This is a genomic window from Edaphobacter lichenicola, assembly GCF_014201315.1.
Taxonomy (GTDB): Bacteria; Acidobacteriota; Terriglobia; order Terriglobales; family Acidobacteriaceae; genus Edaphobacter; species Edaphobacter lichenicola_B.
In genome coordinates this window covers 71,637-96,447 of record NZ_JACHDY010000003.1, presented here as the reverse complement: position 1 = coordinate 96,447, position 24,811 = coordinate 71,637, and the positions used below count along the sequence as shown (strand labels likewise).

The window sequence follows — 24,811 nt, the reverse complement described above, 5'->3', positions numbered from 1 at the left end:
TTTATCGCCTTATCGCCCTACAATGAATCCCCGAGGCACTTCGCCCACTCTAATTCTCAAGCGCTCCGCAGTTCACACATCGGCAGCACCCTCGGGATCCACACGCCCACCCGACACAGGAGACACATGACCACCGCAACCACCCAAGCTCTCTTCTCCCCCCTGCAACTAGGCCCCTTCTCTCTCAAACACCGCATCGTCATGGCCCCCCTCACCCGCTCCCGCTCCACCGAGCCCGGCCAAATCCCCAACGACCTCATGGCCGAGTACTACTCCCAGCGCGCCTCCGACGGCGGCCTCATCATCACCGAAGCCACCAGCATCTCCCTCAACGCCCGCGGCTGGTACGGCGCTCCCGGCATCTTCACCGACCAGCAGGTCGAAGGCTGGAAGAAGATCGTCGACGCCGTCCACGCCAAAGGCGGCCTCCTCTTCCTCCAGCTCTGGCACACCGGCCGCGCTTCGCACTCCAGCGTCAACGGCGGCGGCGCTCCCGTCGCACCCTCCGCCATTCCCTTCGAGGGCGTCGCCTCCACCCCCACCGGCTGGCTCCCCACCACACCTCCCCGCGCCCTCAACCTCGACGAGATCCCCCTCATCGTCGAAGACTACCGCCACGCCGCCCAACGAGCCAAAGCCGCAGGCTTCGATGGCGTCGAGCTCCACGCCGCCAACGGTTACCTCGTCGACCAGTTCCTCCAGGACGGCAGCAACCACCGCACCGACCAATACGGCGGCTCCATCGAAAATCGCTCCCGCTTCCTCCTCGAAGTCGTCGAAGCCATCACCTCGGTCTGGGGAGGCGACCGCACCGGCGTCCGCATCGGCCCCGGCGGCTCCTTCAACGGCATGTCCAACTCCGACACCGAAGCCCTCTTCACCTACGTCGCCCAGCAGCTCAACCGCTTCGACCTCGCCTACCTCCACGTTCTCGAGCCCAGGGTCAAAGGAAACATCGTCATCAACGAAGGTCAAAAACCCATCGCAGCCGCGCAAATCAGAAAGATCTTCAACAACAAAATCATCGCCGCAGGTGGCTTCGAACCCGACTCCGCCGAACAGATCGTCGAATCCGGCGACGCCGACCTCGTAGCCTTCGGGCGTCACTTCATCGCCAACCCCGACCTGCCAAAGCGCATCCAGCAGTCCCTCCCCCTCAACCCCTACCAGCGCGACACCTTCTACACCTTCGACGCCCTCGGCTACACCGACTATCCGCTCTATGAGTAACCCATCACGGCACAATCTCACATCCCACACGAAAGATCTCTCATTCATTACGAAATCCATACCGCAAAACAACCTGCCTCGCTCCTGAAGAATCAAACCGAAGTGATTCAGGAGAAGTTATGTCCCTCAGCAAGTCGTTCGCCCTCTCTGCTCTCGCCGTCGCGCTGGTTAGCACCGTATCCCCGGCCCCCGCTCAGGTCTCCGTCAGCATTGGAGCGGCTCCCTACTGCCCCTACGGATACTTTGACTACGCCCCGTACCCCTGCGCTCCCTATGGCTACTACGGACCAGACTGGTTCACCGGTGGAATCTTCATCGGCGCCGGCCCCTGGTACCACGGCCGAGGTAACTTCTACGGCCACGTTGACAACCGCTACGACCCGCGTCACGGCTACGCCGGACCAATGCCAGAGCGAAACGAGCAGGCCTTCAACCACTTCCACGGTAACGAAGCCCGCGACCCACAAGGCCACGTAGGCAACGCCGGCCACGAGCCAACCAACGAACACAGCGCCGGCTACCAGGGCGGCGGCCATCCCGGCGGCGGCGGAGGCAACCACGGCGGCGGAGATCACGGCGGCGGAGATCACGGCGGCGGTCACCACTAAAATCGAATCAGCCCTCCCAGCAAAAGAAAAGAGACATCTCCCGCATCAGGCGAGATGTCTCTTTTTTTTGCAATCCCAAAGATTACCACTCACGGTCTGAGGAGCGACGCAAGACGTCCACTCCTCAAACTACCGTGATCATGGCCTCTATCGACGTTAGAAGGAAAACCTCCCGCCGAACTCCCCAGTAAACGATCGCGGGATCACCGTGCTGCTCGGATTGATGAAACCCTTCGGCGTCAGGAAACTCGACCCGTCCGATACGATGCCATCGTAGTTGTTGCCGTAGTTGGCACGATTCGTCAGGTTGAACCCCTGGAAGAACAGCGCCACGTTGTAACGATCCTTGATCGAGATCGTCTTGCTGAACCGCGCATCCAGCTGTGCAAACGTCTGACCGTGATACGAGTCATACGAGACCTCGCGGCACTGACCCGACACCAGGCAGTTCTTGTAGAAGCTCGCCCGCGTCGTCTTCCCTGAGGAATCTGCCGCCACCGCCGCCTTCGCTGCATTCAGATAGTCAGCATAAGCCTGCGGACTCTCCTTCGCTCCGCTTAAGATCAGCGCATGAGGGTTGCTGCGGCCGCTGCCTACCCCCCATAGATCGCTGCTCGACTCGACAACATCCAGCGGCCGCGCAGAGCCCACCGACAGAATCGGCGAGATATCAATCCGCCACGGCAACGAAATCGTTCCAGCCGCCGTGATGTGATGCCGCTCGTCGTTTGGCGCCGTCCCATAGTCCGGCTTCCGGAACTGCCCGAGAAACGGATTCGTCGCAGTGTTGCGGAACGCCGCAGGATTGCCCTCGAACGCCAGCGCCTTCGCGTATGTGTAGTTCACAATCGCGCTGAAGTGACGATTCAACGACTGACGATAGCTCAGATTCAGCCCATCGTAGTACGAACGCCCCAGCGACTTCTCCGCGCCGAACCGGCCAAGCACCGGTACCCCGGCTGCCTTGAACGCTGCAGAGAACGGACGAATCCCGCCGTTGAAGTACTCCGTCGGATTGATATTCACCGTCTTGTCTTCGTGAATGCCGCGCGACTGGTTGTACTCCACCTCAAACACCGAGTGCGTCGTCAACGCATACTGAATCCCCAGGTTGATCTGCTGCGTGTAAGGATTGCGGTAGCCAGGATCCATCAGGCGTCCCGTCGATCCCGCCGCAAGATTGAAGCTCGCAGGTGGAATCACCGGCGCCGGATCGACACCATAACGGTACTGGCTCAGCGGTATGTTCGTCCCCGGAACATTGTTGGCCGACCCGCAGGTCGTATCCGTTGGGCCCGCGCAGCTGATGCTGTACGTATTCGCAAACACCGTGCTGTTCGCCTGCTGAATCATGAACAGAGGAATATTCTCGAAGGTCTGACCAAAGTACAAGCCGTAACCCCCGCGAAGCACAAACCGCCCATTGCCCCAGACATCGTAGGAAAACCCAATGCGAGGACTAATATCCAGATTGTCGTTCTTTGGCAGGCCCGTGTAGATCCCTCCAAGGAAATCCAGGCTCGGCGTATAGCCAACGCCTGCCTGGGTTACAGGAGGAGTCGTCGGAAGCGTTGGCACCGGCGTCGCAGCCGCAGCCACCAGCTCCTGGTGCGTGCGGCTGTTCGCCTGCTTGTCCAGTCCATACGTATCGATGTCGCGATCGTACCGAATCCCAAGATTCAGAAACAGCCGCGGCGTCGCTCGCCAATCATCCTCGAAGTAGAGGCCAAGCATCTTCGGAGAGAGATTGAAGCTCGGATCGCCCGAGGTGCCGGTCGAAGCCTGAATCGCCCCCGGAGAGGAGAACCCGTTCGGATACTTGCTCGGGTCCAGAAGATTCGCCGCCGAGTCGAAGAAATCGAACTCCGGAGTCGGATTGTTCTCAAAGAATCCGCCAACCTGCGGCTCATACAGAAAGTCGAAGCCCATCTTCAAAGTGTGTTTGCCAACCGTCTGCGAAAAATCATCGCGGAACTGAAACTTGTGCTGGCTCGACTTCTGCGGCACGTTGATATTCGTCCCAAAGCTCGTCCCGTCGGGAAACAGAAAGTACGGCGTCCGGGTCGTCGAATCGATCAGGTTATTCCAGTACTGGAACCCCAGCGTAAAGTTATTGATCGACCTCGAAGACAGAATCGAGGTCAGCGTCGCATTGGCGATAATCAGATCGTTGATCGTGAAGTTGCCTTCGGTAGTGTCCACCTGTCCCGTCGACTGATCGTTATTGCTCTTGTTGTCCTGCGCCGTGTAGCTGACGTAAAACTTCTCCCGGTCGCTGAAGTAGTGGTCCAGCCGGCCGTTATACCTCTTCTCATCGAAGGGAGTCGCAATCGTATGCGTCGGCTTTGCACCCAGCGGCTCCGCAAGCACCAGCTCGCTGTACGAAAGGTCGGTCACCGCAAGGCTCGAACGCTCCCGCAATCCCTCGTACGCAAAAAAACCGAAGTCCTTGTCCTTGCGAATCGGACCGTCGATCGCCCCGCCATACTGCTGACGGCTGTAGTCCGGCTTCGGCTGCCCAGCCTGTTCGCTGATCGCGTTGTTGGTTTGAATCGCCTGGCTGCGGAAGAAGCCGTAGAGCGCACCGTGAAACTGGTTGGTCCCCGACTTGGTCACAACGTTCACCGCAGCACCTTCGCTCCGTCCATTCTCGGCGGAAAACCGGCTCGTGCTGATGTTGAACTCCTCGACCGCCTCGAGCGGAAGCTGCATCACCGCTCCGCCCACCGTGTTGTCCTTGTTATCCACCCCGTTGACCGTCGTATTCGTATTCCGGCCGCTCGACCCGTTCACGGCATACACCGCATACCGATTCTTCGTCGGATCGTAGCTGTCGACCTGCTTCACCCCCGGCGCCAGAATCGCAAGGTTCGCAAAGTCGCGCCCGTTCAAAGGCAGATTGTTGATCTCCTGGGGAGTCACAGCCGTCGAGCTGTCCGTCTTCTCCGCATTCACCAGCTGGTTCACGGTCGATACCTCGATTGAGGTCGCCACCTGGCCGGCAATCAGCGGAAAATTCGCATTCAGCGTCGTCCCCACAATCAGCTCAAGATTGGCAGCCAGCCCAGAACTGAATCCCTGTGCCTCAACCTTCACCGAGTACGTGCCAACCGCCAACAGGTCGAACCGATACTCGCCTGCGCGATTAGTGGTGACCGTACGTTGAGAGTTCGTCCCCTTATTGATCGCGGTGATCGAAGCGCCAGACACAGCGGCTCCAGTCGCATCGGTAACAATTCCTATAATGTTTCCGGTACTGGTCGCCTGACCAAAGACCGCTGCGGTCGCGAACATCATGACTAGAAAAACGACGAGGCGCTGATATCTGATATGCATCTTCCTCCGGATAAAGAAAAGCAAACGCCGGCTCAAATTAAGCCGTAGTCGGGAAAAGGGGTTCTCCTTAGGTCCGTGGACCCAAAAAGATGACGATGTAGGTAGTGCCGGTGATGCTACCGCAGTCAAAGTCCGGTGTAAACAAAAAAGTCTGCGGATCGTCTATGGCCCCATCACTTAGCCCATTTGCCGGATCGCTTAATAGCTGGACCCCTGATCTGCCGAACTGTTTATTTGCAGGACCGCTGACCGCCCGATCGCCTAAGAGCAGCCTCCCAAAAACTCAGAACTCTCTTCCGGCCCTGCCCTCGTCTTTTGGCCGGCCCCAACCGGAGAATCGGCAGGAACCAGGCCGGAGTCATGAGCCAGATCTGCACCGAGGCCCACTGCCCCTGTCGCCCCGCCGAACCTTGCCGGGCAAGCAAGGTCGCTGGTGCCGGCTCACCCTCAGCCAGCCGGGTCAAAAATAAACTTCAAAACCGTGGCACGTTTTCAGCAGCCAGAAAATTGACGGCGAAACACCACGCTCTCACCACCAATCCACCACAACCACACCACGATTTACCACCATCAAAACACCCATTTTTCGCAAAAACCCCAGCAAAAACGCCACTCCACCACGTTCCCAATTTTTTCCCGACTCAAATCGAAAAAAACCACCTACTCGTCCTTCAAATACCCCTGGGTATTCAGCAGCGGCCGATCCATACTCCTCACCCAATCGGTCACCTCGCCGCTGCTCTTCCCACTCGCCACCGCAGCCGCAAACTCATTCCGCATCGCCTGCATCTTCGCCTCCAGATCGTCCAAAGCACTCAAAAGAATAGCCTCCGGCGTCATCGGCAGCTTCGGCGAACCAAACTCATACTTCCCGTGGTGGCTCAGAATCATATGCTCCACCAGCACCCGCAGCTTCTCCGGAAACGGCGCCAGCTGCTGCACCTTCTCCCGCAACATCCCCTGCGCAATGCTGATGTGGCCAATCATCTGGCCCTCCAGCGTATAGCTGAAGCTCGACCTCCACTCCAACTCGCGAATCTTCCCGATATCATGCAAAATCGCCCCCGTAACCAGCAGATCCGCATCCACCTCCGGATAAAACGGAGCCGTCCCCAAACACACCCGCACCAGCGTCAACACATGCTCCAGCAACCCCCCAAGCCACGCATGATGCAACCGCTTCGCCGCAGGAGCCGCCTTGAACGCAGGCCCAATCTGCTCATCATCAAGAAACGCAAACACCAGCCGCCGCAGCTCTACGTTCCTGAAAGCAGAGACATATCCGCGCAACTCCCCCCACATCTGCTCCACATCGAACTTCGTCGAAGGCTGAAAGTCCTTCGGATCGATCTCCGACTCCGCCGCCAACCGCAGCTTCTTCAACGTGATCTGAAACTTCCCCTGATACTTGGAGATATCCCCCTGCACCTTCACATAGCAACCTTCGTCACAGGTCGCAATCGCCTCCGCCACTTCATCCCACATACGCGCTTCAAGCGACCCCGTCTTATCACTCACCGTCAACGCAAGAAACTGCCCACCCTGCTTCTTGTCTCTCACCTGCATCGACGTCAAAACAAAATAAGTCGTCACTGTCGCGTTATCAAATCGCGCCGCATCTTCAACAAAGAAATCTTTCATCTCAACCAGAATACCCCGCACCACCTGCCATCACCACAAACAACAGCGCGAGAGCCGAAGCCCTCGCGCCATAAAGAAAACCCCACGCCTACTGCGGAGGAGGAGTCGGTATCGGCGAACCCGGTGTAGCGGGAGGCTGCCCCGCAGCCGGAGGATTACTGGCAGGGGGCGCAGTCGCCGGAGGGACCGTCGTCTTATCGCTAGCCTTCGGTGCAGGAGTTCCCGTTCCATGAACTCCTTCCAACGGAGTTCCCCGGTCAGGAGCCTTCGACGGCGTCTCCTCCAGCGGAGCCTTCGGAGGAGCCGGCGGCTGATTCTGCAACCGCTCCTTCTTCGCGCCCTTCACTTTCTTCTTTTTCTTCTTCTTGGCCGTATCGCCGTTCAGCCCCAGCGGTGCAGCCTGAGTCTGCTGAGTCGCCTTCTCTTCGGCACTCGCAGGAGCAGGAGCAGCGGCCGCCTTCTCCTTCACCTTCTTCACCTTTGCCGTCTTCTTCGCCGCAGCATCAACCTTCGCGCGATCACTGAAGCGGGTCTTTCCAACCACAGGCGCCGTCGCTGCCAGGGGATTCGGGCCCGTATCGGAGCTCGACTCCTGCGCCGTCTCCAGCGGTGCAATCGCCGTTCCCGGAGCAGCCGTCTGAGCGGGAGCAGACGAAGCCGAAGCCGCACCAGCGCCTATATCACTCCCCGAAGCCGTCTCCTCAGGCCCTGCCGGCAAGGAGTTCCGCGGAGCCTGTCCAAATCGAACCTTCTCCCGCTTCAGCTTCTTCGGTTTCGCAGGCTTCCCGTTCTTCGTCGTAGTCGGAGTCGGAGTTGCCACCGCAGCAACCGGCTTAGCCACAGGCGCAGCCGTCGCCTTCGCAACGGTAGAGAACTTCGTGCCACGATCAAATCTCTTCTTCTGCTGAACCGTCTTCTTCTTCACGACCGGCGGAGCATACGCCGTAAACACCGGCTTGGTCTGCTTCGCACTCGCGCCCGAGTCCACATATCCAGCGCGGATGTCGATATAAGCCTCTTCCCGCAGCTTCGTCAGGTACGCGCGCAGCGCAGGTTGCATCTGCTCGGAATACATCGCCTCCTGAATCTGCTGTTCAACGTCCTTCAGCGGCGGCACACCGGAAGCCACATGGTCGGTAACCTTCAAAATCACAAATCCCTGCCGCGTCCGAATCGGTGCCGTCCACTCCCCTGCCTTCAGATCGAACGTCTGGTCCTCCAGAACCTTCGCCAGCGCCCCACGCTTGTAAAGTCCCAGATCCCCGCCCTTATCAGCAGTCGGCCCACCAGAGTTCGCCTTCGCCAACTCCTCGAAGTTCCCTCCATCCTTCAGCTTCGCCTCAATACCGTCCGCTTTCGCCTTCGCCTGGGCGACTGCGGCATCATCCGCATCGGCAGCCGTAGGAATCAAGATCTCGCTCAGCTTGATCTGCTCCGGCTGAACAAACTCCTGCTTATGCGCGTCGTAGTAAGCCTGTTCCTGACCCTGCGTGATCTGCAGACGCCGGCCTACCTCATCCCGCACCACCTGCTGGGTAATCACGTTATCGCGAATCCCTGCCTTGAAGTCCTCAAAAGAGACGCCCTGCTGCCGCGCCGCCTTCTCAAGGTCCTCCAACGTGTCCATATGGTTCTGCTTGCGAATCTCGTCCAGCCGCCGAATCACATCAGCGTCCGCGTTGATCCCCAGCTCCTTGCCGCGCGAGAGCAGCAACTGCTTATCGATCATGTCGCGCAACAGATTCTTCTGCCTGTCGGCAACGTCAGCAGCGCTTACCCCGGTCTGCCGGGCCTCTTCGGCAAGCTGTTGATCCGCCCGCTCCACATCGCTCCGGCTGATGATCTGGTCGTTCACATGCACGACCACATCCTCCACCACGGTCCCATTCGGCGTAATCGGCTGAGTCACTGGCAGCGTCAACACAGGTTGCGGCGCGTTCGGAACGCTCAAAGGGCTCTGGTACCGCGGCGCTTGTGCTTGCACCACTCCCGGCAGTGTCAGCAAACCCAGCCCACACACCACCGCAAACTGCGAAATTCTCAAGGTCATCGTCACTCGTATCTTTATCAACATCCCAACATCAAAATCCCAGCCACTGCCCGGGTCCGAACCCTTATCGCCCAACACGTCCGCCCTGATTTTTAGACTCAACCAAGGATTGGACGGTATCCGTACCCAATTCTAACTGCCCCGCCCCGAACAAGCGAATCCCTCTTTCGCGCGCAGCCCTGGCTCACCTCAAGATGCTATACTCCGTCCAAGATAGGACGTCTGTCCCAGCGCATATTTCAAGCGCCGTCTCCACCTCTGAGGTAACCCAAGCCCATGGCTCCCCGCACCCGCCGCGCACTCTTCTCCGCTACCGTCTTTCTGGCAACCTGCGCCGTCATCGGCTCCTTCATCAACCAGAAGGTCGCCGCCCAGTCCGCCAGCGATGAGTCCACCCTGCGCGACTCCCTCCACTCCTTCACCAACGTCTACTCCCTGGTCGAGCAGAACTACGCCGAACCCCTCAACACCGACAAGACCGACAAGGCCATCTACGACGGCGCGATCCCAGGCATGCTCCACGTCCTCGATCCCCACTCGAACTTCTACGACCCCAAAGCCTTCGCCCAAATGCGCGAAGACCAGCACGGCAAGTATTACGGCGTCGGCATGACCATCCAGCCCCAGCCCACCGCCAGCGGCAAGACCAAGATCGTCGTCCTCTATCCCTTCGAAGGAACTCCCTCCTATAAAGCCGGCATACGCCCCGGCGACGAGATCCTCAACGTCGACGGCAAGTCCACCGAAGGCATGGACTCCACCGCAGTCGCCACCTTGCTCAAAGGCGCCCGTGGCACCCACGTCTCCGTCACGATGGTTCGCGAAGGCGCTGCCCGTCCTCTGGTCTTCGATCTCGTACGCGACGAAATCCCACGCCCCTCGGTTGACCTGGCCTTCCTGCTCAGCCCCGGCGTCGGCTACATCCACGTCTCCAGCTTCATCGAAACCACCAGCCACGAGGTCGGCGACGCACTCGACAAGTTCGGCGACATCCACGGCCTCGTCCTCGACCTGCGCGGCAACCCCGGCGGCCTGCTCAACGAAGCCGTCAATATGTCCGACAAGTTCCTGCAAAAGGGACAGATCGTAGTCTCCCAGCGCGGTCGCGCCTTCCCCGACCAGGTCTACCGCGCTACCCGCGGCGAAGAGGGTCCCAAGTTCCCCATCGTCGTCCTGGTTAACCGCAACACCGCCTCAGCCGCCGAGATCGTCTCCGGCGCCCTGCAGGATCACGACCGCGCCCTCATCGTCGGCGAGACCACCTTCGGCAAGGGCCTCGTCCAGACCGTCTTCCAGATCACCGAGAACACCGGCCTCGCCCTCACCACCTATCACTACTACACGCCGTCGGGCCGCCTCATCCAGCGCAACTACGACCACGTCTCCCTCTACGACTACTATTACGTCCGCGACGACTCCGACAAGGCGAAGGACAAGAGCAACCTCGAAGTCAAACTCACCGACTCGGGACGCACCGTCTACGGCGGCGGCGGCATCACCCCCGACGAGAAGATCGACAACCAGAAGCTCAATCACTTCCAGGACAGTCTCCTCATCCACTACGCCTTCTTCAACTTCAGCAAGCACTACCTCGCCACCCACACCGTCACCAAAGACTTCGCGGTCGACGACGCAGTCCTTCAGCAGTTCAAAGCCTTCCTCAAGGACAATCAGGTCGACTACACCGACTCCGACATCGCAGGAGTTAGCGAATGGGTAAAGGAGAGCATCAAGAGCGAGCTCTTCACCTCGCAGTTCGGTCAACTCGAAGGTCTCAAGGTCCGCGCCGAGTGGGACCCCCAGATCGCCAAGGCGGTCACCTTCCTGCCCGAAGCCCAGACCCTCGAAGATCACTCCAGGCTGGCCCAGAAGACCAACACCGCCAGCCGCTGAACTTCAACTCACCGTCGATAGAAAAGGCGTTCAAGCACAAGCTTGAACGCCTTTTCCCATGCTTCAAAACTCTGGAGCGGGAGACCGGGATCGAACCGGCGACATTCAGCTTGGGAAGCTGACGTTCTGCCACTGAACTACTCCCGCATCGAGTCCATTATACGCAAAGATTCAGGTGAGACTCGAACGCCTCCCCCGCTTCACTGCAGCTTTACTCAAACAGAATGCGCAAGCCACAGTAATCGCACACATCGCGCCCGCATCAAAAGATCGCCGCCGACATTTCCTCTTCAATCTCAACCCCGAGGCCTATCATGGAGCTGAATCATGGTTCGCAAGATCGTTCACGTTGATATGGACGCGTTCTATGCCTCGGTCGAGCAACGTGATGATCCGGCGCTGCGCGGAAGACCCGTCGTCGTCGCCTGGCGCGGCAAGCGATCCGTGGTCTGTGCGGCCTCCTACGAGGCACGACGCTTCGGTGTCCACTCCGCAATGCCTGCAATCCATGCCGAACGGCTGTGTCCAGAGGCGATCTTCGTTCCGCCCGACTTCACTCGCTACCGCGCCGTCTCCCGTGCCGTGCGCGAGATCTTCCAGCGCCACGCCGATCTGATCGAGCCCCTCTCCCTCGACGAGGCATATCTCGACGTCACCGAAAACAAGACCGGCCTGCCCACCGCAACGCGAGTAGCCATCACCATCCGGCAGCAGATTCACGACGAGTTGCATCTGACCGCATCCGCCGGCGTGGCGCAGAATAAGTTCCTCGCCAAGATCGCCTCCGACTGGCGCAAACCAAACGGTCTCTTCGTCATTCAACCCGAAGATGTTCAAACCTTCCTCCCGCCTCTGCCCGTCGCTCGCATCCCCGGCGTCGGAAAAGTCACCGAGAACCGGCTGAAGCAGATCGGCGTCCTCACCATCGCGGACCTGCTAGCCCTGGAATCAAGCGCGCTCGAAGCACAGTTCGGTCGCTACGGAGCACGCCTCCACGAGTTAGCCCGAGGGATCGATCACAGCAAGGTCGTCCCAGACAGGCCAACCAAATCCATCTCCGCCGAAGACACCTTCGAACGCGACATCCCCCTCTCCGAAACCGAGGAGCTAATCCGTCGTCTCGCAGAAAAAGTCTGGACCGCCTCCCGCAAAGACGGCCGCGTGGCTCGCACCGTCGTTCTAAAACTAAAGACGAGCGACTTCAACATCCTCACCCGCAGCCACACCCCTTCCACCCCTCCCGAATCGTGCGAAGAACTCCTCGCGATCGCTCTACTCCTCCGAGAGCGTATCCATCTCAAATCCACTCAGCGTTTTCGTTTGGTGGGCGTCGGCCTAAGCAACTTTCGAGACGCCGAAGGCCTGCAATCGCCTCTGTTCGACTAGATCCACCTCAAGCCCGGCAGCATGGCTGCGTCCAGCAGCGTTCTCTCAACCTGGCTTGAGTTAGCCGCTATAAACCACCTCGCAACCAGCAGCCTTGCATCTCCAATTTTTTTTTATAAAGCTGCCGCCATTTGCATATGATCCCCATCTAACGCGGTGAATGTCATAAACGAAACAAAATGTTTCGCAAGTTCAATCAACCGTGCTGGATTGGTTTAACATCTTTTCAGATCCTTGGCTTTAGTGATGCTCTTTCAACCTGTTGCGTATCGAGGTCATACCGCCTTGTCTCCTTTCACCAGACATTCGCCGACAGGCGCCCCGCAAATCAGAAGCGTGCCTGCATGGATCTTGCGGGGAGTGGTGTGCAGCGTGTCTTTGATCGCCGGCACGGCCTTCGCGCAATCCCCCACCAACATCTTCGATCCCGCGGGAACCCCGGCGCGCTCTGCCTTTGGCCTGTCGATGCTGGTCCTGTCCATCACGCTTGCCATCTTTCTCATCGTCGCCGGCCTCTTGCTCTATGCGCTGATCCGCTTCCGCCACCGCTCCACAGACTCCAATCGCGAGCCCGCCCAGATCTACGGCAGCAACCAGATCGAGCTCTCCTGGACCGTCATCCCCATTCTGATTGTCGTCACCCTCTTCCTCACCACCACGCGCGTCATCCTCGGAACCGAGGCTATCCCCAAGCCCGCAAGCGCTATGGACGTAACCATCATCGGCCATCAGTTCTGGTGGGAGTATCGCTATCCCAAGTCCGGCGTCGTCACCGCCAACGAGCTCCACGTCCCCATCAGCGATCCTGCATCGCCGACCCCAACCTATCTCACCATGTCCTCCGCCGACGTCTCCCACAGCTTCTGGGTGCCTCGTCTCGCCGGCAAGATGGACCTGATTCCAAACCGCGTCAACACCATGTGGATCGACCCTGAAGCGACGGGCCTCTACCTCGGTCAGTGCGCCCAATACTGTGGAACCCAGCACGCAAAGATGCTCCTCCGCGTCTACGCGCAATCCCCGCAGGACTTCGCCGCATGGATCGAGCAACAGAACAAGCCCGCACAGCAGGAGTTTCCCGGCAACGCCGCCGCCACCGAAGGCCAGGCCGTCTTCATGAAGAACGCCTGCATCAACTGCCACACCGTCAAAGGAACCGTCGCCACCGGCCGCTTCGGCCCCGACCTGACCCACCTCGCCAGCCGCGACACCATAGCTTCCGGCCCGATTCAAAACACGCCCGAGAATCTAAGGAAGTGGGTCGAAGATCCAAACACCATGAAGCCCGGCTCGCTGATGCCGGCGATGCACTTGAACGATCACGATCTCGACGTCATCACCGCTTATCTCTCTCAGCTTCACTAACCCTCTACCGGAAAGAAGCGAAGCATGACCACAACTCCTGTATTGGAAGCAATCGACGAGACACTGGAGACGCAGGGTCGCCCGCCGCTCAACGTCATCTACGAGTGGCTGACCACCGTCGATCATAAAAAGATCGGGCTGATGTACATCGTCTACGCCCTCATCTTTCTGGTCATCGCTGGCTTCGAAGCGATCCTGATGCGCATTCAGCTCGCCATTCCCAATAACCACTTCGTCTCACCCCAGGTCTTCAACCAGCTCTTCACCATGCACGGCACCACCATGGTCTTCTTCATGGGAATGCCCATCCTCTTCGGTATGGGAAACTATCTGGTCCCCCTCATGATCGGCGCGCGCGACATGGCCTTCCCGCGGCTGAACGCCTTCAGCTTCTGGATCTCCGCCTTCGCCGGCCTCCTGCTCTACTTCAGCTACATCGGCGGCAGCGGCCTCTACGCCGCAGGCTCTGCGCCCGACGTCGGATGGTTCGCCTACGCACCACTCACCTCCAAGGTCTTCTCCCCCGGCCATAGCACCGACTACTGGACCCTCGCCGTCTTCCTCAGCGGCGTAGGCAGCATCGGAACCGCCCTCAACATCGTCACCACCATCCTCTGCATGCGTTGCAAGGGCATGAAGATGAGCCGTATGCCGCTGCTTCCCTGGCTCTACCTCGTCATGTCCGGCCTCGTCTTCGTCGCCGTCAGCCCGCTCACCGCAGCGCAGATCATGCTCACCCTCGATCGCTACCTCGGCGCTCACTTCTTCGACACGCAAGCCGGCGGCTCCGCCATCCTCTGGATGCACTTCTTCTGGATCTTCGGCCACCCCGAGGTCTACGTCCTCGTCCTCCCAGCCTTCGCCTTCGCCAACGAGATCATCCCCGTCTTCTCCCGCAAGGCCATGTTCGGTTACCCCGCGATGGTCGCGGCCTCGGTCTCCATCGGCTTCATCAGCCTCAGCGTCTGGGCGCACCACATGTTTACCGCTGGCCTCGGCCCCGCGGGCAACACCTTCTTCGTCTTCGCCACCATGGTCATCTCGGTGCCGACCGGCATCAAGATCTTCAACTGGCTCGCAACCATCTGGGGCGGCAAGATCATCTTTGCTGTCCCCATGATGTTCATGATCGCCTTTCTCTTCCAGTTCCTCATCGCCGGCCTTACCGGCATCATGCTCTCCGCCGCGCCATTCAACTGGCAGCTCAGCGCCTCTTACTTTGTCGTCGCTCACTTCCACTACGTGCTCGTCGGAGCGATTGTCTTCTCGCTCTTCAGCGCCTTCTACTTCTGGTACCCCAAGGTCACCGGCAGGATGATGAGCGAGACCCTCGGCAAGTGGCACTTCTGGCTCTTCCTCATCGGCTTCCACCTTACCTTCGACTTCATGCACGTCCCCGGCATCCTCGGCATGCCGCGACGTATCTACACCTATGAAGCGGGCCGCGGCTGGGACACTCTGAACTTCATCGTCGGCGTCGGAGCCATCTTCCAGGCCGCAGGCACGCTGGTTCTGGTCTACAACATGATCCACTCCTACTACAAAGGCAAAGAGGCCGGCCACGATCCCTGGGACGCATGGACCCTCGAGTGGTCGGTCCCGTCGCCGCCTCCGTCCTACAACTTCGCCATTGAGCCCACTGTGAGCAGTCGCCGCCCCCTATGGGATATCAAGCACCCTGAAGATCCAGACGCGGACTACGAATAATGACAACCATAACGACTGCAAGCAGAATCCCAATCGACGGCCCGGTAGAAACCCCATGGAAGCTGCCCTATCGCGGCAACGTCGGCATGGCATGCCTCATCATCGCCGAGTCCGCGATCTTCATCATCTTCGTCGTCGCGTACATCTACTACATCGGCAAGAGCCTCAGCGGCCCAACCCCCGCGCAGGTGCTCGAGCTTCCCATCTTCGGCACCATCTGTCTGCTCTCCAGCAGCATCTTCGTTCACTTCGCCGTCAACAATCTGCGCAAAGATAACCTCCGAGGCTGCACCCTCAACCTCGCCGCCACCGTCCTTCTCGGCACTATCTTTCTCGCCACTACAGCGCAAGAGTGGTATCACCTCATCCACGACGAGGGCCTCACCATCAAGACCAACCTCTTCGGCACCACCTACTACTCTCTGGTCGGCCTGCACGCGACCCACGTAGTCGTTGGCCTCATCATGCTCTCTCTCACCCTCGGGCTCTCGCTAACCGGCCACGTAAAAGAAGAGCACTCCGAGAAGCTCGAAGTCCTCTCCCTCTACTGGCACTTCGTCGACGCAGTCTGGGTCGTCGTATTTCTCGTCGTCTACGTCATAGGCAGATAACTTCCGGAGAGGAGGAGCACCATGCAGGAAGAACAGATCACGCAATCCGCACAAGGTCATCAGCACGAGCACCGGTCCGACACCGTCATCCTTCCCGCGCCGACGCCCTGGCCCATGGTCCTCGCGCTCGGCCTCTCGCTCATGATCACCGGCATGGTCACCCATTGGGTCATCAGCCTCCTGGGACTCATCCTGACTCTGCGCGCCATCTTCGGCTGGTTCTTCGACATCTTCCCGCACGAGCTTCACGTCGCCGTCCCTGTACAAACCGGCGTCATGAAGATCGCCAGCACCCGCACCACACGCGAACAGCTTCCCGTCAGCGCAAGCCATCGCACGCTGCTGCCGGTCGAAACCTTCAGCGTCACCTCCGGGATCAAGGGTGGCATTGTAGGCGGCATCGCGATGATCATCCCCGCAGCTCTCTTCGGCCTCATCAAATTTCACAGCATCTGGTATGCCGTAAATCTTCTGGCCGCAGGTGGCTTCGTCCGTTGGGCGAGCGAGAGCACGGCCTTCCTCTGCCAGTTTCACCTCGAGGGCCTCTTAGCCGCCACCGGCATCCACGCCTTCACCTCCGTCCTCATCGGCCTTCTCTACGGAGCCATGCTGCCGATGTTCCCCCGGAAACCGATCCTCACCGCAGGCTTTGTCGCTCCCCTGCTCTGGACCGGCCTTCTCTACTCCGCGCTAGGCGTCATCAGCCCCGTCCTCAACGCCCGCATCAACTGGCTATGGTTCGTCATCTCGCAGATCGCCTTCGGTCTTGTCTGCGGCTTCATCGTCAACCTCCAGGTCAAGGTGCGCACTCCGCAGTTTCGATCTCTGCCCTTCGCCGTTCGCGCCGGTATTCACAGCGATGTACCTCTTACGAAAGACGACGAACTATGAGCGTAGTCCCTCACAGGCTTAAAGTGTTTGGCACCCTCATGCTGTTGACTGCCTGCCTCGCGACCATCGGATGCAGCAGCATCCACGGCCGCCCCGGACCAGGCCCCGAGGTCCTACGACCCGATGAAGTCCTCGACTTCCCCACCCTCTACAAACAGAACTGCGCAGCCTGCCATGGAGCTAACGGCAAAAACGGCGCAGCCATCGCGCTCGCCAACCCCGTCTACGTCGCAGTAGCCGGAGAGCAGACCATCCACCAGACCATCACCAAAGGCGTACCCGGCGGCCTGATGCCTGCCTTCGCAAGATCCTCCGGCGGATCACTCACCGACAAGCAGGTCACCATCTTGTCACAGGGCATCCTGCAGCAGTGGAGCGCCCCCGATCAACTCGCAGGAGTAACTCCTCCACCCTACGCGGCCACCTCGCAGGGCGATGCCAACCGCGGCCAGCAAGCCTACGCCGCAGCCTGCGCACGATGCCACGGAGCAGACGGCGAAGGCACCCCCGGCGATCCAAAGACCGGCGCCGGCAAGCTCGGCTCCATCGTCAACCCGTCCTATCTCGCACTCATCAGCAATCAGGACCTGCGCAGCATAGTCATCGCAGGCCGTCCCGACGAGGGCATGCCCGACTGGCGCTCTGACTCCGCCCAGCCCCTCACCGATCAGCAGATCACCGACATCATCGCCTGGCTGGCCTCCAAACGCATCGCCGAACCCGGCCAGCCCTATCACTCCCACTAAACAGCGCTCTCACCACAGAAGACAAGACGCAGTGAAAAACGAAGTGCAACCCAGGAGCAGGAAGCAATGACACCGAGTGAGCAGCTCCCAACAACCGATCAACCCTTAACCGAGCCGCACCCCGACTCGGCCAAAGACCCGAGCATCGCCGCAGGCCACTCCCGCCGCGTCTTCCTCTTCAAGCTCGCCCTTGCGGTCAACGGACTAGTCGGCGTCGTTCTCGCCATCCCCATCGTCGGCTATCTCCTCGGCCCCACGCTCAAGAAGACCTCCGACGACAACTCCTGGATCAACCTCGGCCCGCTCGCCGACTTCCCCGAAGGCGAGACCCGCCTCGTCAACTACCGCAACCCCATCACCAACGAGTGGGACGGCCAGACCGGCGACATTCCCTGCTGGGTCCGCCGCGTCTCCGGCGACACCTTCCAGGTCTTCGCCATCAACTGCGCCCACCTCGGCTGCCCCGTTCGCTGGTTCGCCCAGTCCAAGCTCTTCCTCTGCCCCTGCCACGGCGGCGCCTACTACGCCGACGGCTCCCGCGCCTCCGGCCCACCAGAGCGCGGCCTCTTCGAGTACCAACACAAAGTCAGCAACGGCACCCTCATGATCAGCGCCGGCAGAATGCCAACTCTCGCCAACGAAGCAAAGACCGTCACTCCCTTAACCCAAATCGAAGGCAGCCCCGCCGCCCGCCTCAACGCAATCGACCAACCCCAGCCGAGGTGCAGCTCATGCCAGACCTAAAACAACGCAGCCTCGAGGTCTATAACTGGTTCGAATCCCGTCTCGGCCTCGGCACACCCCTCATCGAAGTAGCCGAGCATGAAGTCCCCGCCAACACTGCCAGCTGGTGGTACGTCTTCGGCAGCGCTGCCACCGTCATCCTCGTCTTGCAGATCATGACCGGCGTCCTGCTCGCGCTCGTCTACGCCCCCACCGCCAGCAACGCGTGGAACAGCCTCCAGTTCCTCGACCACAACGTTAAACTCGGTTGGTTCCTCCGGGCCATGCACGGCTGGGGCTCAGACTTCATGGTCGCCATCGTCCTCATCCACATGGTGCAGGTCTTTCTCTTCGGAGCCTACAAGTTCCCCCGCGAACTCACCTGGATCATCGGCGTCTTCCTCCTCCTGCTCACCCTCGGCATGGCCTTCACCGGCCAGGTCCTGCGCTTCGACCAGGACGCCTACTGGGGGCTCGGCATCGGCGCCTCCATCCTCAGCCGCGTCCCGCTCATCGGGGGCCCACTCGTCGGCCTCATGCTCGGCGGCCCCATCATCGCCGGCAACACCCTCTCCCGCTTCTTCGCCCTCCACGTCTTCGTCATCCCCGGCATCCTGCTCGCCCTAGTCGGCATGCACGTCTGGATGGTCCTCCGTCTCGGCATCAACGACTGGCCCATGCCCGGCCGCCTCGTCAAAAAATCCACCTACCAGCGCGAGTACCACGAGCTAGAGAAAAAAACCGGCATCCCCTTCGTCCCCGACGCCGCCTGGAAGGACGCCGCCTTCGCCGCAGCCATCATGCTCGCCGTCATCGCCTGCGCCCTCTGGTTCGGCCCCTTCGGCCCCTCCGGCCAGCCCGACCCCACCATCATCGAGACCGCGCCCAAGCCCGACTACTTCTTCCTCTGGCTCTACGCCGTCCTCGCCTATCTCCCGCCAGCCCTCGAAACCCCAGTCCTCTTCATCATGCCGGTCCTCGGCATCGCCGCGATGATCCTCCTCCCGCTGCTCTCCGGCGAAGGCGAAAAACATGTCTCCCGCCGCCCCGCAGCCGTCCTCATCGTCACCGTCATCGCCGTCTCGCTCGGCGTCTTCACGCACCTTGGCACCTACACGCCGTGGAGCCCCATCATGAACGCCTGGACCAGCGATCCCATCCCCGTCTCCTACCTCCGCAACCGCACCCCGCTCGAACGCGAAGGCGCCCTCGTCCTCCAGAACAAGCAATGCCGCAACTGCCACTCCATCGGCGGCGAAGGCGGTCTCCGCGGCCCCGCGCTCGACGCCGTAGCGGGACACATGACCGAAGACCAGATTATCCGCCAGGTCCTGCAGGGCGGCGGCAACATGCCAGCCTACGGCAACGCCCTCAACCCCTCCGAGACCACCGCACTCGTCAAATTCCTAACCACCCTCCGCGGCAACGATCTCCAACCCGCCATCGACGCCTCACGGCACCTGGCTCTCACCACGGAGCACACACTGCCATCCAGCGTCCCATAGACCGCACGAGAAAAAAGAGCTTTGCATCCACTACGCCGAGGCTTTGATCCTGGTACGTCAAGGTTTTGATCCAGTAAGCCAAGGCCTCGCATCGAGGTACGCCGAGGCTTCGCATCCAGGTACACACAGAGGCTTTGCATTGAGTAAGCCAGGATTTTGATCCAGTAAGCCGTGGCTTCGCATCCGGGTAGCCAGTATCTTGGATCTAGGTACCCCAAGGCTTTCGCCTTGGGTCTCTCAATCAGCCATTGACGTGGGGGCTTCAGCCCCTGGGGTATGCCTTCCTATCCCAGCCAAAGATCCGTTCAGCACCGCAACAATTCGCCAAACAAGAATCAACTCCATACCCTACTCAAATGCCACCTGAATATAGGGCCATCTTCGACGAATGGTCCCCTCCGCTCTTCCTCACCACAGCGCTGCTCCTCAGCGTCATCCTCTACACACGCGGCTGGTACGCCATCCGCAAGACCAGGCCCGCACTCTTCCCCACCTGGCGCCTCGTCTGCTTCAACCTCGGCATCGCGACCATCTGGCTCTCCATCGCCTCCCCCATGGACGGCTTCGCCGACGCGCTCCTCAGCGCCCACATGGTCGAACACCTCCTCCTCATGTCCTTTGTCCCCCCACTCCTCCTCCTCGGCTACCCGCAAGTCCCACTCCTCCGAGGTCTCCCCCACGGCGTAACTGTCCATCTGCTCTCCCCCTTCCTGCGCATGAAGTGGCTCCGCACCCTCGGCCACTTTCTCACCCGCCCCGTCGTAGCGTGGCTCGCGATGAACCTCACCTTCCTCCTCTGGCACATCCCCGCCGCCTACGACTTCGCCCTCGAGCACGAGCACTGGCACGAGTTCGAGCACATCTGCTTCCTCGCCTCCTCCATCCTCTTCTGGTGGCCGCTCATCCGCCCCTGGCCCACTACCGCTCGCTACCCCGGCTGGATCATGCTGCCCTATCTCGTCTTAGCGGACATCGTCAACACGGCACTCTCCGCTTTCCTGGCCTTCTGCGACCGTCCCGTCTACACCTACTACCTCGAGCGCCCCAACCCCTTCCACATCGACCCCATCGCCGACCAGCGCGCAGGAGCCGTCATCATGTGGGTTCTAGGCTCGCTCATCTTCCTCGTCCCAGCAGTCTTCGTAACCTTCCGCTTGCTGCAACAAGAAAAGACCCGCAAGTCATAGCCAAAAGCGACCTGATTCACTACTCTCGTCGGCCGTCGAACTCCGGACGTGAACCACCCTGCAGCGCCGCTCTGAGCGATGACCTCAGGTGATACTTCGAAATCACCTTCCCGAGTACCGCGCCAAGGCCTAATCCAATCATCACGCCAAGGGCGAGATTTCGCTGCCATAACCCGCCGACGATTCCAATCGTCATTCCGATGATGAGACCAAGAGTCATCGCCCTGATTCGTTTTCTTTTTCTCTTTGGACTCATCACTCTCCGAACACATCGGAATTGAAACGAAGTCTACTCCCATACAGTTTGGAGGAGCCAGCGGAATTGGCCATCTTGCCAGAACCCGATGCAAACTCATCAATTTTATGATGAAAGTGTTTCTATGGTGGAGCTGAGCGGGATCGAACCGCTGACCTCCTCGTTGCGAACGAGGCGCTCTCCCAACTGAGCTACAGCCCCCCACCAAACCCGCATCGCGCACCGCTTTCGCAGGCCCAACGCAGCCGAAACAACATCTCCGAGTGTATCAGCAACCACACTCCGGCTCAACCACGAGCCTCCAATCCGCATCACTCCACCGACACACCCACCCGCCCCATCACCGCCGTCCCCGCAGCCAGCGGCTTCTCCACCACATGCCACACCTCCCCAGCATCCATCACCACCCCAAGCACCGGAACCACCAGCCGAGCTCCACTCCGAGCCACCGCCTCCAGCACCCCCACATCGCCCGCAACAAACTCCGTCCGATCCAGCGCCATCTGCCATCGCTGCCGCCCCGCCACGCGCGACTCCTCGCGAATATCAATCACCTCAGCAGCAAACGAACTCATCGCGCACTCACCGAAGCCGCCGGACTCACCGCCGCCACCAGCGCCTCCATCTCCCGCTTGCTCCCCACACAAAACGGCGTCCGCTGATGAATCCCCTCCGGCTTGATATCCAGAATCCGCCCCGCACCCCCGGTGGCCATCCCACCCGCCTGCTCCGCAATAAACGCCAGCGGATTCGCCTCATACAGCAGCCGCAGCTTCCCCTTCGGCTGCTTCAACGTAGGCGGATACAAAAACACCCCACCCTTCAGCAGCGTCCGATGAAAGTCCGCCACCAGACTCCCGATATACCGCGAGCTATACTCCTTCTTCAACCCACCCGTCCGCAGCATCTCCACATACCCGCGATACTCCTCCGGCCACCCCGCCGCATTCGCCTCATTCACCGAGTAGTAGCTTCCCTGCTCCGGCATCATCATCCTCTCGTTGCTCAGCACAAACGCCCCAATCGTCGGATCGAGCGTAAACCCATGCACCCCATTTCCCGTCGTATACACCAGCACCGTCGACGGCCCATACACCACATACCCCGCCGCCACCTGCCGAAACCCCGGCTGCAGAATCGACTCCTCCAGCGTCCCCAGCTCTGCCGGCATTCTCCGCAGCACGCTGAAGATCGTCCCCACATTCACATTCACATCAATGTTCGACGACCCATCCAGCGGATCGAACACAATAATGTACTTCCCCGTCTCCGCATCCCGGTTAAACGTCACCGGCTCCTCATCCTCTTCGCTCACCAGCGCCGCCACGCTATCCCGCAGCCCCAGGCAATGCAGCAGCGCTTGATTCGCATACACATCGAGCTTCTGTTGCTGCTCCCCCTGCACATTCTCAGCACCAAAAGAACCATACACATCACTCAACCCAGCCGAGCGAATCTTTGCCTCAATCATCTTCGCGGCCAGCGTAATCCCACTCAGCAACCAGCTGAACGTCCCCGTAGGCTCACGCCCCGTAGCCTTCAAGGCAGCCTGCTGCTGCTGCAAAATATGCTGCTGCACCGTCGTAATCATCGCCATCGTCCGAATTCCTCACACCAATCTTAGTTCACGACCCAGATCACCCTCACCAGGAACGATTCCCCGTACACTATTCCCACCCATGCCAACCCGCCGCAACTTCCTCCTATCCTCAGCCGCCGCAGCAGCTGCCGCCCCCACCCTCGCACTCGCGGCCCAATCCTCACAACCCGAAAAACTCCCACCCGCCATCGCCGCCCTCACCAACCGCCACGCCGAAGCCGTCCCCATCACCCTCGCCGAACGCGAGCAGCGCCTCGAACGCGCCCGAGCCCTCATGCACCAGAACAACATCGACGCCATCGTCATCACCACCGGCACCTCTCTCACGTACTTCACCGGCCTCCGCTGGGGCCAGTCCGAGCGCTTCTTCGCCTGGACCCTCCCGGCCACCGGCGCGCCCTTCATCGTCTGCCCCGTCTTCGAAGAGGGCCGCGTTCGCGAGCGCATGGAGTCCAAACCCGCAACCCTCCCCTCCGCCTCCACCACCCGCGTCTACACCTGGAACGAAGACGAAGATCCCTACCAACTCCTCGCCAAAGCGCTCAACGAATCCGGCCTCGCCACCTGCAAGATCGGCATCGAGGAGCGCACCCAGTTCGTCTTCGCCGACGGCATCGCTCACGCCAGCGCCGCCCTCACCATCACCAGCGCCACCCCCGTCACCTCTGGCTGCCGCAGCATCAAATCCCCCGCCGAGCTGGCCCTCATGCAACTCGCCAACAACATCACCCTCGCTGTCTACAAAGCCTGCTATCAATCCGCACAACCCGGCATGACCAACCGCCAGTTCAGCCAGATGGTCGACCTCGCCTACACCCGTTGCGGCGTCACCGGCGACGCCAGCTGTCAGGTCGGCGAGTACTCCGCGCTCCCCCACGGATCGTTACAACCTCAAGTAATCCAAGAAGGTGAGATCATCCTCATCGACGACGGCTGCACCGTCGAAGGCTATCAGTCCGACATCTCCCGCACCTTCGTCCTCGGCGACCCCACCATCCCCAAACTCGACAAAGCCCGCAAGGTCTTCGACATCGTCTTGAAGGCGCAATCCGCAGCCCTCGCCGCCGCTCATCCCGGAGCACCCTGCCACACCATTGACGCCGCCGCACGCGACCTCATCGCCGCCGCCGGCTACGGTCCCGACTACAAGTACTTCACCCACCGCCTCGGCCACGGCATCGGCATGGACGGACACGAGTGGCCCTACCTCGTCCGCGGCAACACCACGCCACTCGCCGCAAGCATGTGCTTCTCCGACGAACCCGGCATCTACCTCCCCGGCGAGTTCGGCGTCCGTCTCGAAGACGACTGGCACGTCACCGAAGACGGCGGCAAGATGTTCACCCCGCAAAGCCCCTCGCTCGAACACCCCTTCGGAAAAATCTGAAGTTGCCTCATCTAAATCTGAAGTTGCCCCTGAGGGGAAGGCTCTACACCAAACCCTTCCGCACCTCACTCAGAATCTCGTCAGAGAACCTCTCATCCTCCACCGCCCGCGCCAGAATCATCGCCCCCACCATCGAAGCCATCATCCGAATCGCATCTCCCCGCGCCGACCTTCTGGAAGGCCAGGGAAAGTGAGTCGCCACGGCCTCAATCACAGCCTTCAGCCGGTCCGTGAACACACCCCTTACCTGCGGCTCATGCCGAGTCTCCGCCGAAAGGCTCGCCATCGTGCATCCCATACCGGGAGCATCCCGATGCGCCGCACTCAGATACCTCTTCACATACTCCGCTCTACCCTTCGCGGTCTCATTCGTCGCATTCAATCCATCCAGCGTGTTCTTGAAACCATGCAGCACGCTTTCGGCCATCAACTCTTCCTTCGAGTCGAAGTGATTATAAAAAGGGCCATGCGTCAATCCAGTCGCCTTCATAATCTCGCTGACGCTCACACCGGAAAATCCCCTCTCGCGAAATAAACGAGACGCCTCTTCCAGAATCCGCGCATGTTTCTCCGCTGTCTCTGCTGCCGGATATCTCATCCCAACCTCCTCGCTTGACTTTATACATGATACACGTCATGCTTAAAACACAGTAGAGCATGACAATCATCATGCTTAGGACTTTTGAAAA

At 60.2% G+C, this 24,811-nt stretch carries 20 protein-coding genes and 2 tRNA genes; 13 read left to right on the top strand and 9 right to left on the bottom strand.

Going from position 1 to position 24,811, the window contains the following annotated elements; translation table 11 throughout:
* Positions 1-126: 126 nt before the first annotated feature.
* Both HDF09_RS11665 and HDF09_RS11660 read left to right on the top strand, forming a co-directional pair.
* On the top strand, positions 127-1,230 hold the full coding sequence (locus HDF09_RS11665) for an alkene reductase (protein WP_183766409.1): 1,104 nt from the start codon (positions 127-129) through the stop codon (positions 1,228-1,230).
* A gap of 119 nt (positions 1,231-1,349) precedes the next feature.
* Positions 1,350-1,838: a hypothetical protein gene (locus HDF09_RS11660; RefSeq protein WP_183766407.1), complete on the top strand. Its 489-nt coding sequence runs from the start codon at positions 1,350-1,352 to the stop codon at positions 1,836-1,838.
* A 156-nt stretch (positions 1,839-1,994) separates the two neighbouring features.
* Here HDF09_RS11660 and HDF09_RS11655 read toward each other — a convergent pair whose 3' ends face one another.
* From HDF09_RS11655 to HDF09_RS11645, 3 genes are all read right to left on the bottom strand, one after another.
* Positions 1,995-5,174, bottom strand: coding sequence for a TonB-dependent receptor (locus HDF09_RS11655; RefSeq protein WP_183766404.1), 3,180 nt, complete (start codon positions 5,172-5,174; stop codon positions 1,995-1,997).
* Positions 5,175-5,834: 660 nt separating this feature from the next.
* Positions 5,835-6,815 (bottom strand): 3'-5' exoribonuclease YhaM family protein, encoded by a 981-nt coding sequence (locus tag HDF09_RS11650; RefSeq protein WP_183766401.1) that lies wholly within the window; start codon positions 6,813-6,815, stop codon positions 5,835-5,837.
* An 88-nt stretch (positions 6,816-6,903) separates the two neighbouring features.
* Complete coding sequence (locus HDF09_RS11645) at positions 6,904-8,865, bottom strand: peptidylprolyl isomerase (protein ID WP_183766399.1); 1,962 nt, start codon at positions 8,863-8,865, stop codon at positions 6,904-6,906.
* Positions 8,866-9,141: 276 nt separating this feature from the next.
* Between HDF09_RS11645 and HDF09_RS11640 the strand changes: the two genes are divergently transcribed.
* Complete coding sequence (locus HDF09_RS11640; protein ID WP_183766397.1) at positions 9,142-10,758, top strand: S41 family peptidase; 1,617 nt, start codon at positions 9,142-9,144, stop codon at positions 10,756-10,758.
* A 72-nt stretch (positions 10,759-10,830) separates the two neighbouring features.
* Here HDF09_RS11640 and HDF09_RS11635 read toward each other — a convergent pair.
* Positions 10,831-10,905, bottom strand: a tRNA-Gly gene (locus tag HDF09_RS11635).
* A gap of 180 nt (positions 10,906-11,085) precedes the next feature.
* Here HDF09_RS11635 and dinB point away from each other — a divergent pair.
* The 9 genes from dinB to HDF09_RS11590 all read left to right on the top strand — a co-directional run bounded on the left by dinB (position 11,086) and on the right by HDF09_RS11590 (position 20,879).
* Complete coding sequence (gene dinB / locus HDF09_RS11630) at positions 11,086-12,144, top strand: DNA polymerase IV (RefSeq protein WP_183766395.1); 1,059 nt, start codon at positions 11,086-11,088, stop codon at positions 12,142-12,144.
* Between the two features lie 372 nt (positions 12,145-12,516).
* Entirely contained in the window at positions 12,517-13,509 is a 993-nt protein-coding gene (gene coxB / locus HDF09_RS11625) for a cytochrome c oxidase subunit II (protein WP_311719332.1), read from the top strand.
* 24 nt (positions 13,510-13,533) lie between these two features.
* Positions 13,534-15,216 (top strand): cytochrome c oxidase subunit I, encoded by a 1,683-nt coding sequence (gene ctaD / locus HDF09_RS11620; RefSeq protein ID WP_183766391.1) that lies wholly within the window; start codon positions 13,534-13,536, stop codon positions 15,214-15,216.
* Entirely contained in the window at positions 15,216-15,827 is a 612-nt protein-coding gene (locus tag HDF09_RS11615) for a cytochrome c oxidase subunit 3 (RefSeq protein ID WP_183766389.1), read from the top strand. Before ctaD ends, HDF09_RS11615 begins: the two co-directional genes overlap by 1 nt.
* A 21-nt stretch (positions 15,828-15,848) precedes the next feature.
* A complete protein-coding gene (locus HDF09_RS11610; RefSeq protein ID WP_183766387.1) occupies positions 15,849-16,718 on the top strand; it encodes a hypothetical protein in 870 nt (289 codons plus the stop codon).
* Positions 16,715-17,464 carry a c-type cytochrome gene (locus HDF09_RS11605; RefSeq protein WP_183766385.1) on the top strand — a complete coding sequence of 250 codons (750 nt, stop codon included), beginning with the start codon at positions 16,715-16,717 and terminating at the stop codon, positions 17,462-17,464. The genes HDF09_RS11610 and HDF09_RS11605 overlap by 4 nt, the downstream gene beginning before the upstream one ends.
* A 66-nt stretch (positions 17,465-17,530) precedes the next feature.
* Positions 17,531-18,208 (top strand): QcrA and Rieske domain-containing protein, encoded by a 678-nt coding sequence (locus HDF09_RS11600; RefSeq protein WP_183766383.1) that lies wholly within the window; start codon positions 17,531-17,533, stop codon positions 18,206-18,208.
* Positions 18,196-19,692 carry a cytochrome b N-terminal domain-containing protein gene (locus HDF09_RS11595; protein WP_183766380.1) on the top strand — a complete coding sequence of 499 codons (1,497 nt, stop codon included), beginning with the start codon at positions 18,196-18,198 and terminating at the stop codon, positions 19,690-19,692. Before HDF09_RS11600 ends, HDF09_RS11595 begins: the two co-directional genes overlap by 13 nt.
* Before the next feature lie 356 nt (positions 19,693-20,048).
* Positions 20,049-20,879 carry a cytochrome c oxidase assembly protein gene (locus tag HDF09_RS11590; RefSeq protein WP_183766378.1) on the top strand — a complete coding sequence of 277 codons (831 nt, stop codon included), beginning with the start codon at positions 20,049-20,051 and terminating at the stop codon, positions 20,877-20,879.
* A 19-nt stretch (positions 20,880-20,898) separates the two neighbouring features.
* Here the strand turns inward: HDF09_RS11590 and HDF09_RS11585 are convergent, their stop codons facing one another.
* The 4 genes from HDF09_RS11585 to fbp form a co-directional block, all read right to left on the bottom strand.
* Positions 20,899-21,099, bottom strand: coding sequence for a hypothetical protein (locus HDF09_RS11585; RefSeq protein ID WP_183766376.1), 201 nt, complete (start codon positions 21,097-21,099; stop codon positions 20,899-20,901).
* Between the two features lie 161 nt (positions 21,100-21,260).
* Positions 21,261-21,336: transfer RNA gene (locus HDF09_RS11580), tRNA-Ala, on the bottom strand.
* 110 nt (positions 21,337-21,446) lie between these two features.
* Entirely contained in the window at positions 21,447-21,710 is a 264-nt protein-coding gene (locus tag HDF09_RS11575; protein ID WP_183766374.1) for an alanyl-tRNA editing protein, read from the bottom strand.
* Positions 21,707-22,732: a class 1 fructose-bisphosphatase gene (gene fbp / locus HDF09_RS11570; protein ID WP_183766372.1), complete on the bottom strand. Its 1,026-nt coding sequence runs from the start codon at positions 22,730-22,732 to the stop codon at positions 21,707-21,709. The genes HDF09_RS11575 and fbp overlap by 4 nt, the downstream gene beginning before the upstream one ends.
* 82 nt (positions 22,733-22,814) lie before the next feature.
* Here fbp and HDF09_RS11565 point away from each other — a divergent pair, with 82 nt between their 5' ends.
* The gene (locus HDF09_RS11565) at positions 22,815-24,122 is read left to right on the top strand and encodes a M24 family metallopeptidase (RefSeq protein ID WP_183766370.1); all 1,308 of its coding nucleotides are present in this window, start codon (positions 22,815-22,817) and stop codon (positions 24,120-24,122) included.
* Positions 24,123-24,165: 43 nt separating this feature from the next.
* Here the strand turns inward: HDF09_RS11565 and HDF09_RS11560 are convergent, their stop codons facing one another.
* Positions 24,166-24,720: a TetR/AcrR family transcriptional regulator gene (locus HDF09_RS11560; RefSeq protein WP_183766368.1), complete on the bottom strand. Its 555-nt coding sequence runs from the start codon at positions 24,718-24,720 to the stop codon at positions 24,166-24,168.
* Between the last annotated feature and the right edge of the window lie 91 nt (positions 24,721-24,811).

Coding starts and splice junctions, on each gene's coding strand:
- dinB (WP_183766395.1), top strand. CDS start 11,086: ATGGTTCGCAAGATCGTTCACGTTGATATGGACGCGTTCTATGCCTCG.
- fbp (WP_183766372.1), bottom strand. CDS start 22,732: ATGGCGATGATTACGACGGTGCAGCAGCATATTTTGCAGCAGCAGCAG.
- HDF09_RS11585 (WP_183766376.1), bottom strand. CDS start 21,099: ATGACTCTTGGTCTCATCATCGGAATGACGATTGGAATCGTCGGCGGG.
- HDF09_RS11575 (WP_183766374.1), bottom strand. CDS start 21,710: ATGAGTTCGTTTGCTGCTGAGGTGATTGATATTCGCGAGGAGTCGCGC.
- HDF09_RS11605 (WP_183766385.1), top strand. CDS start 16,715: ATGAGCGTAGTCCCTCACAGGCTTAAAGTGTTTGGCACCCTCATGCTG.
- HDF09_RS11665 (WP_183766409.1), top strand. CDS start 127: ATGACCACCGCAACCACCCAAGCTCTCTTCTCCCCCCTGCAACTAGGC.
- HDF09_RS11595 (WP_183766380.1), top strand. CDS start 18,196: ATGCCAGACCTAAAACAACGCAGCCTCGAGGTCTATAACTGGTTCGAA.
- HDF09_RS11590 (WP_183766378.1), top strand. CDS start 20,049: ATGCCACCTGAATATAGGGCCATCTTCGACGAATGGTCCCCTCCGCTC.
- HDF09_RS11560 (WP_183766368.1), bottom strand. CDS start 24,720: ATGAGATATCCGGCAGCAGAGACAGCGGAGAAACATGCGCGGATTCTG.
- HDF09_RS11610 (WP_183766387.1), top strand. CDS start 15,849: ATGCAGGAAGAACAGATCACGCAATCCGCACAAGGTCATCAGCACGAG.
- HDF09_RS11660 (WP_183766407.1), top strand. CDS start 1,350: ATGTCCCTCAGCAAGTCGTTCGCCCTCTCTGCTCTCGCCGTCGCGCTG.
- HDF09_RS11645 (WP_183766399.1), bottom strand. CDS start 8,865: ATGACCTTGAGAATTTCGCAGTTTGCGGTGGTGTGTGGGCTGGGTTTG.
- ctaD (WP_183766391.1), top strand. CDS start 13,534: ATGACCACAACTCCTGTATTGGAAGCAATCGACGAGACACTGGAGACG.
- HDF09_RS11600 (WP_183766383.1), top strand. CDS start 17,531: ATGACACCGAGTGAGCAGCTCCCAACAACCGATCAACCCTTAACCGAG.
- HDF09_RS11565 (WP_183766370.1), top strand. CDS start 22,815: ATGCCAACCCGCCGCAACTTCCTCCTATCCTCAGCCGCCGCAGCAGCT.
- HDF09_RS11650 (WP_183766401.1), bottom strand. CDS start 6,815: ATGAAAGATTTCTTTGTTGAAGATGCGGCGCGATTTGATAACGCGACA.
- HDF09_RS11655 (WP_183766404.1), bottom strand. CDS start 5,174: ATGCATATCAGATATCAGCGCCTCGTCGTTTTTCTAGTCATGATGTTC.
- HDF09_RS11615 (WP_183766389.1), top strand. CDS start 15,216: ATGACAACCATAACGACTGCAAGCAGAATCCCAATCGACGGCCCGGTA.
- HDF09_RS11640 (WP_183766397.1), top strand. CDS start 9,142: ATGGCTCCCCGCACCCGCCGCGCACTCTTCTCCGCTACCGTCTTTCTG.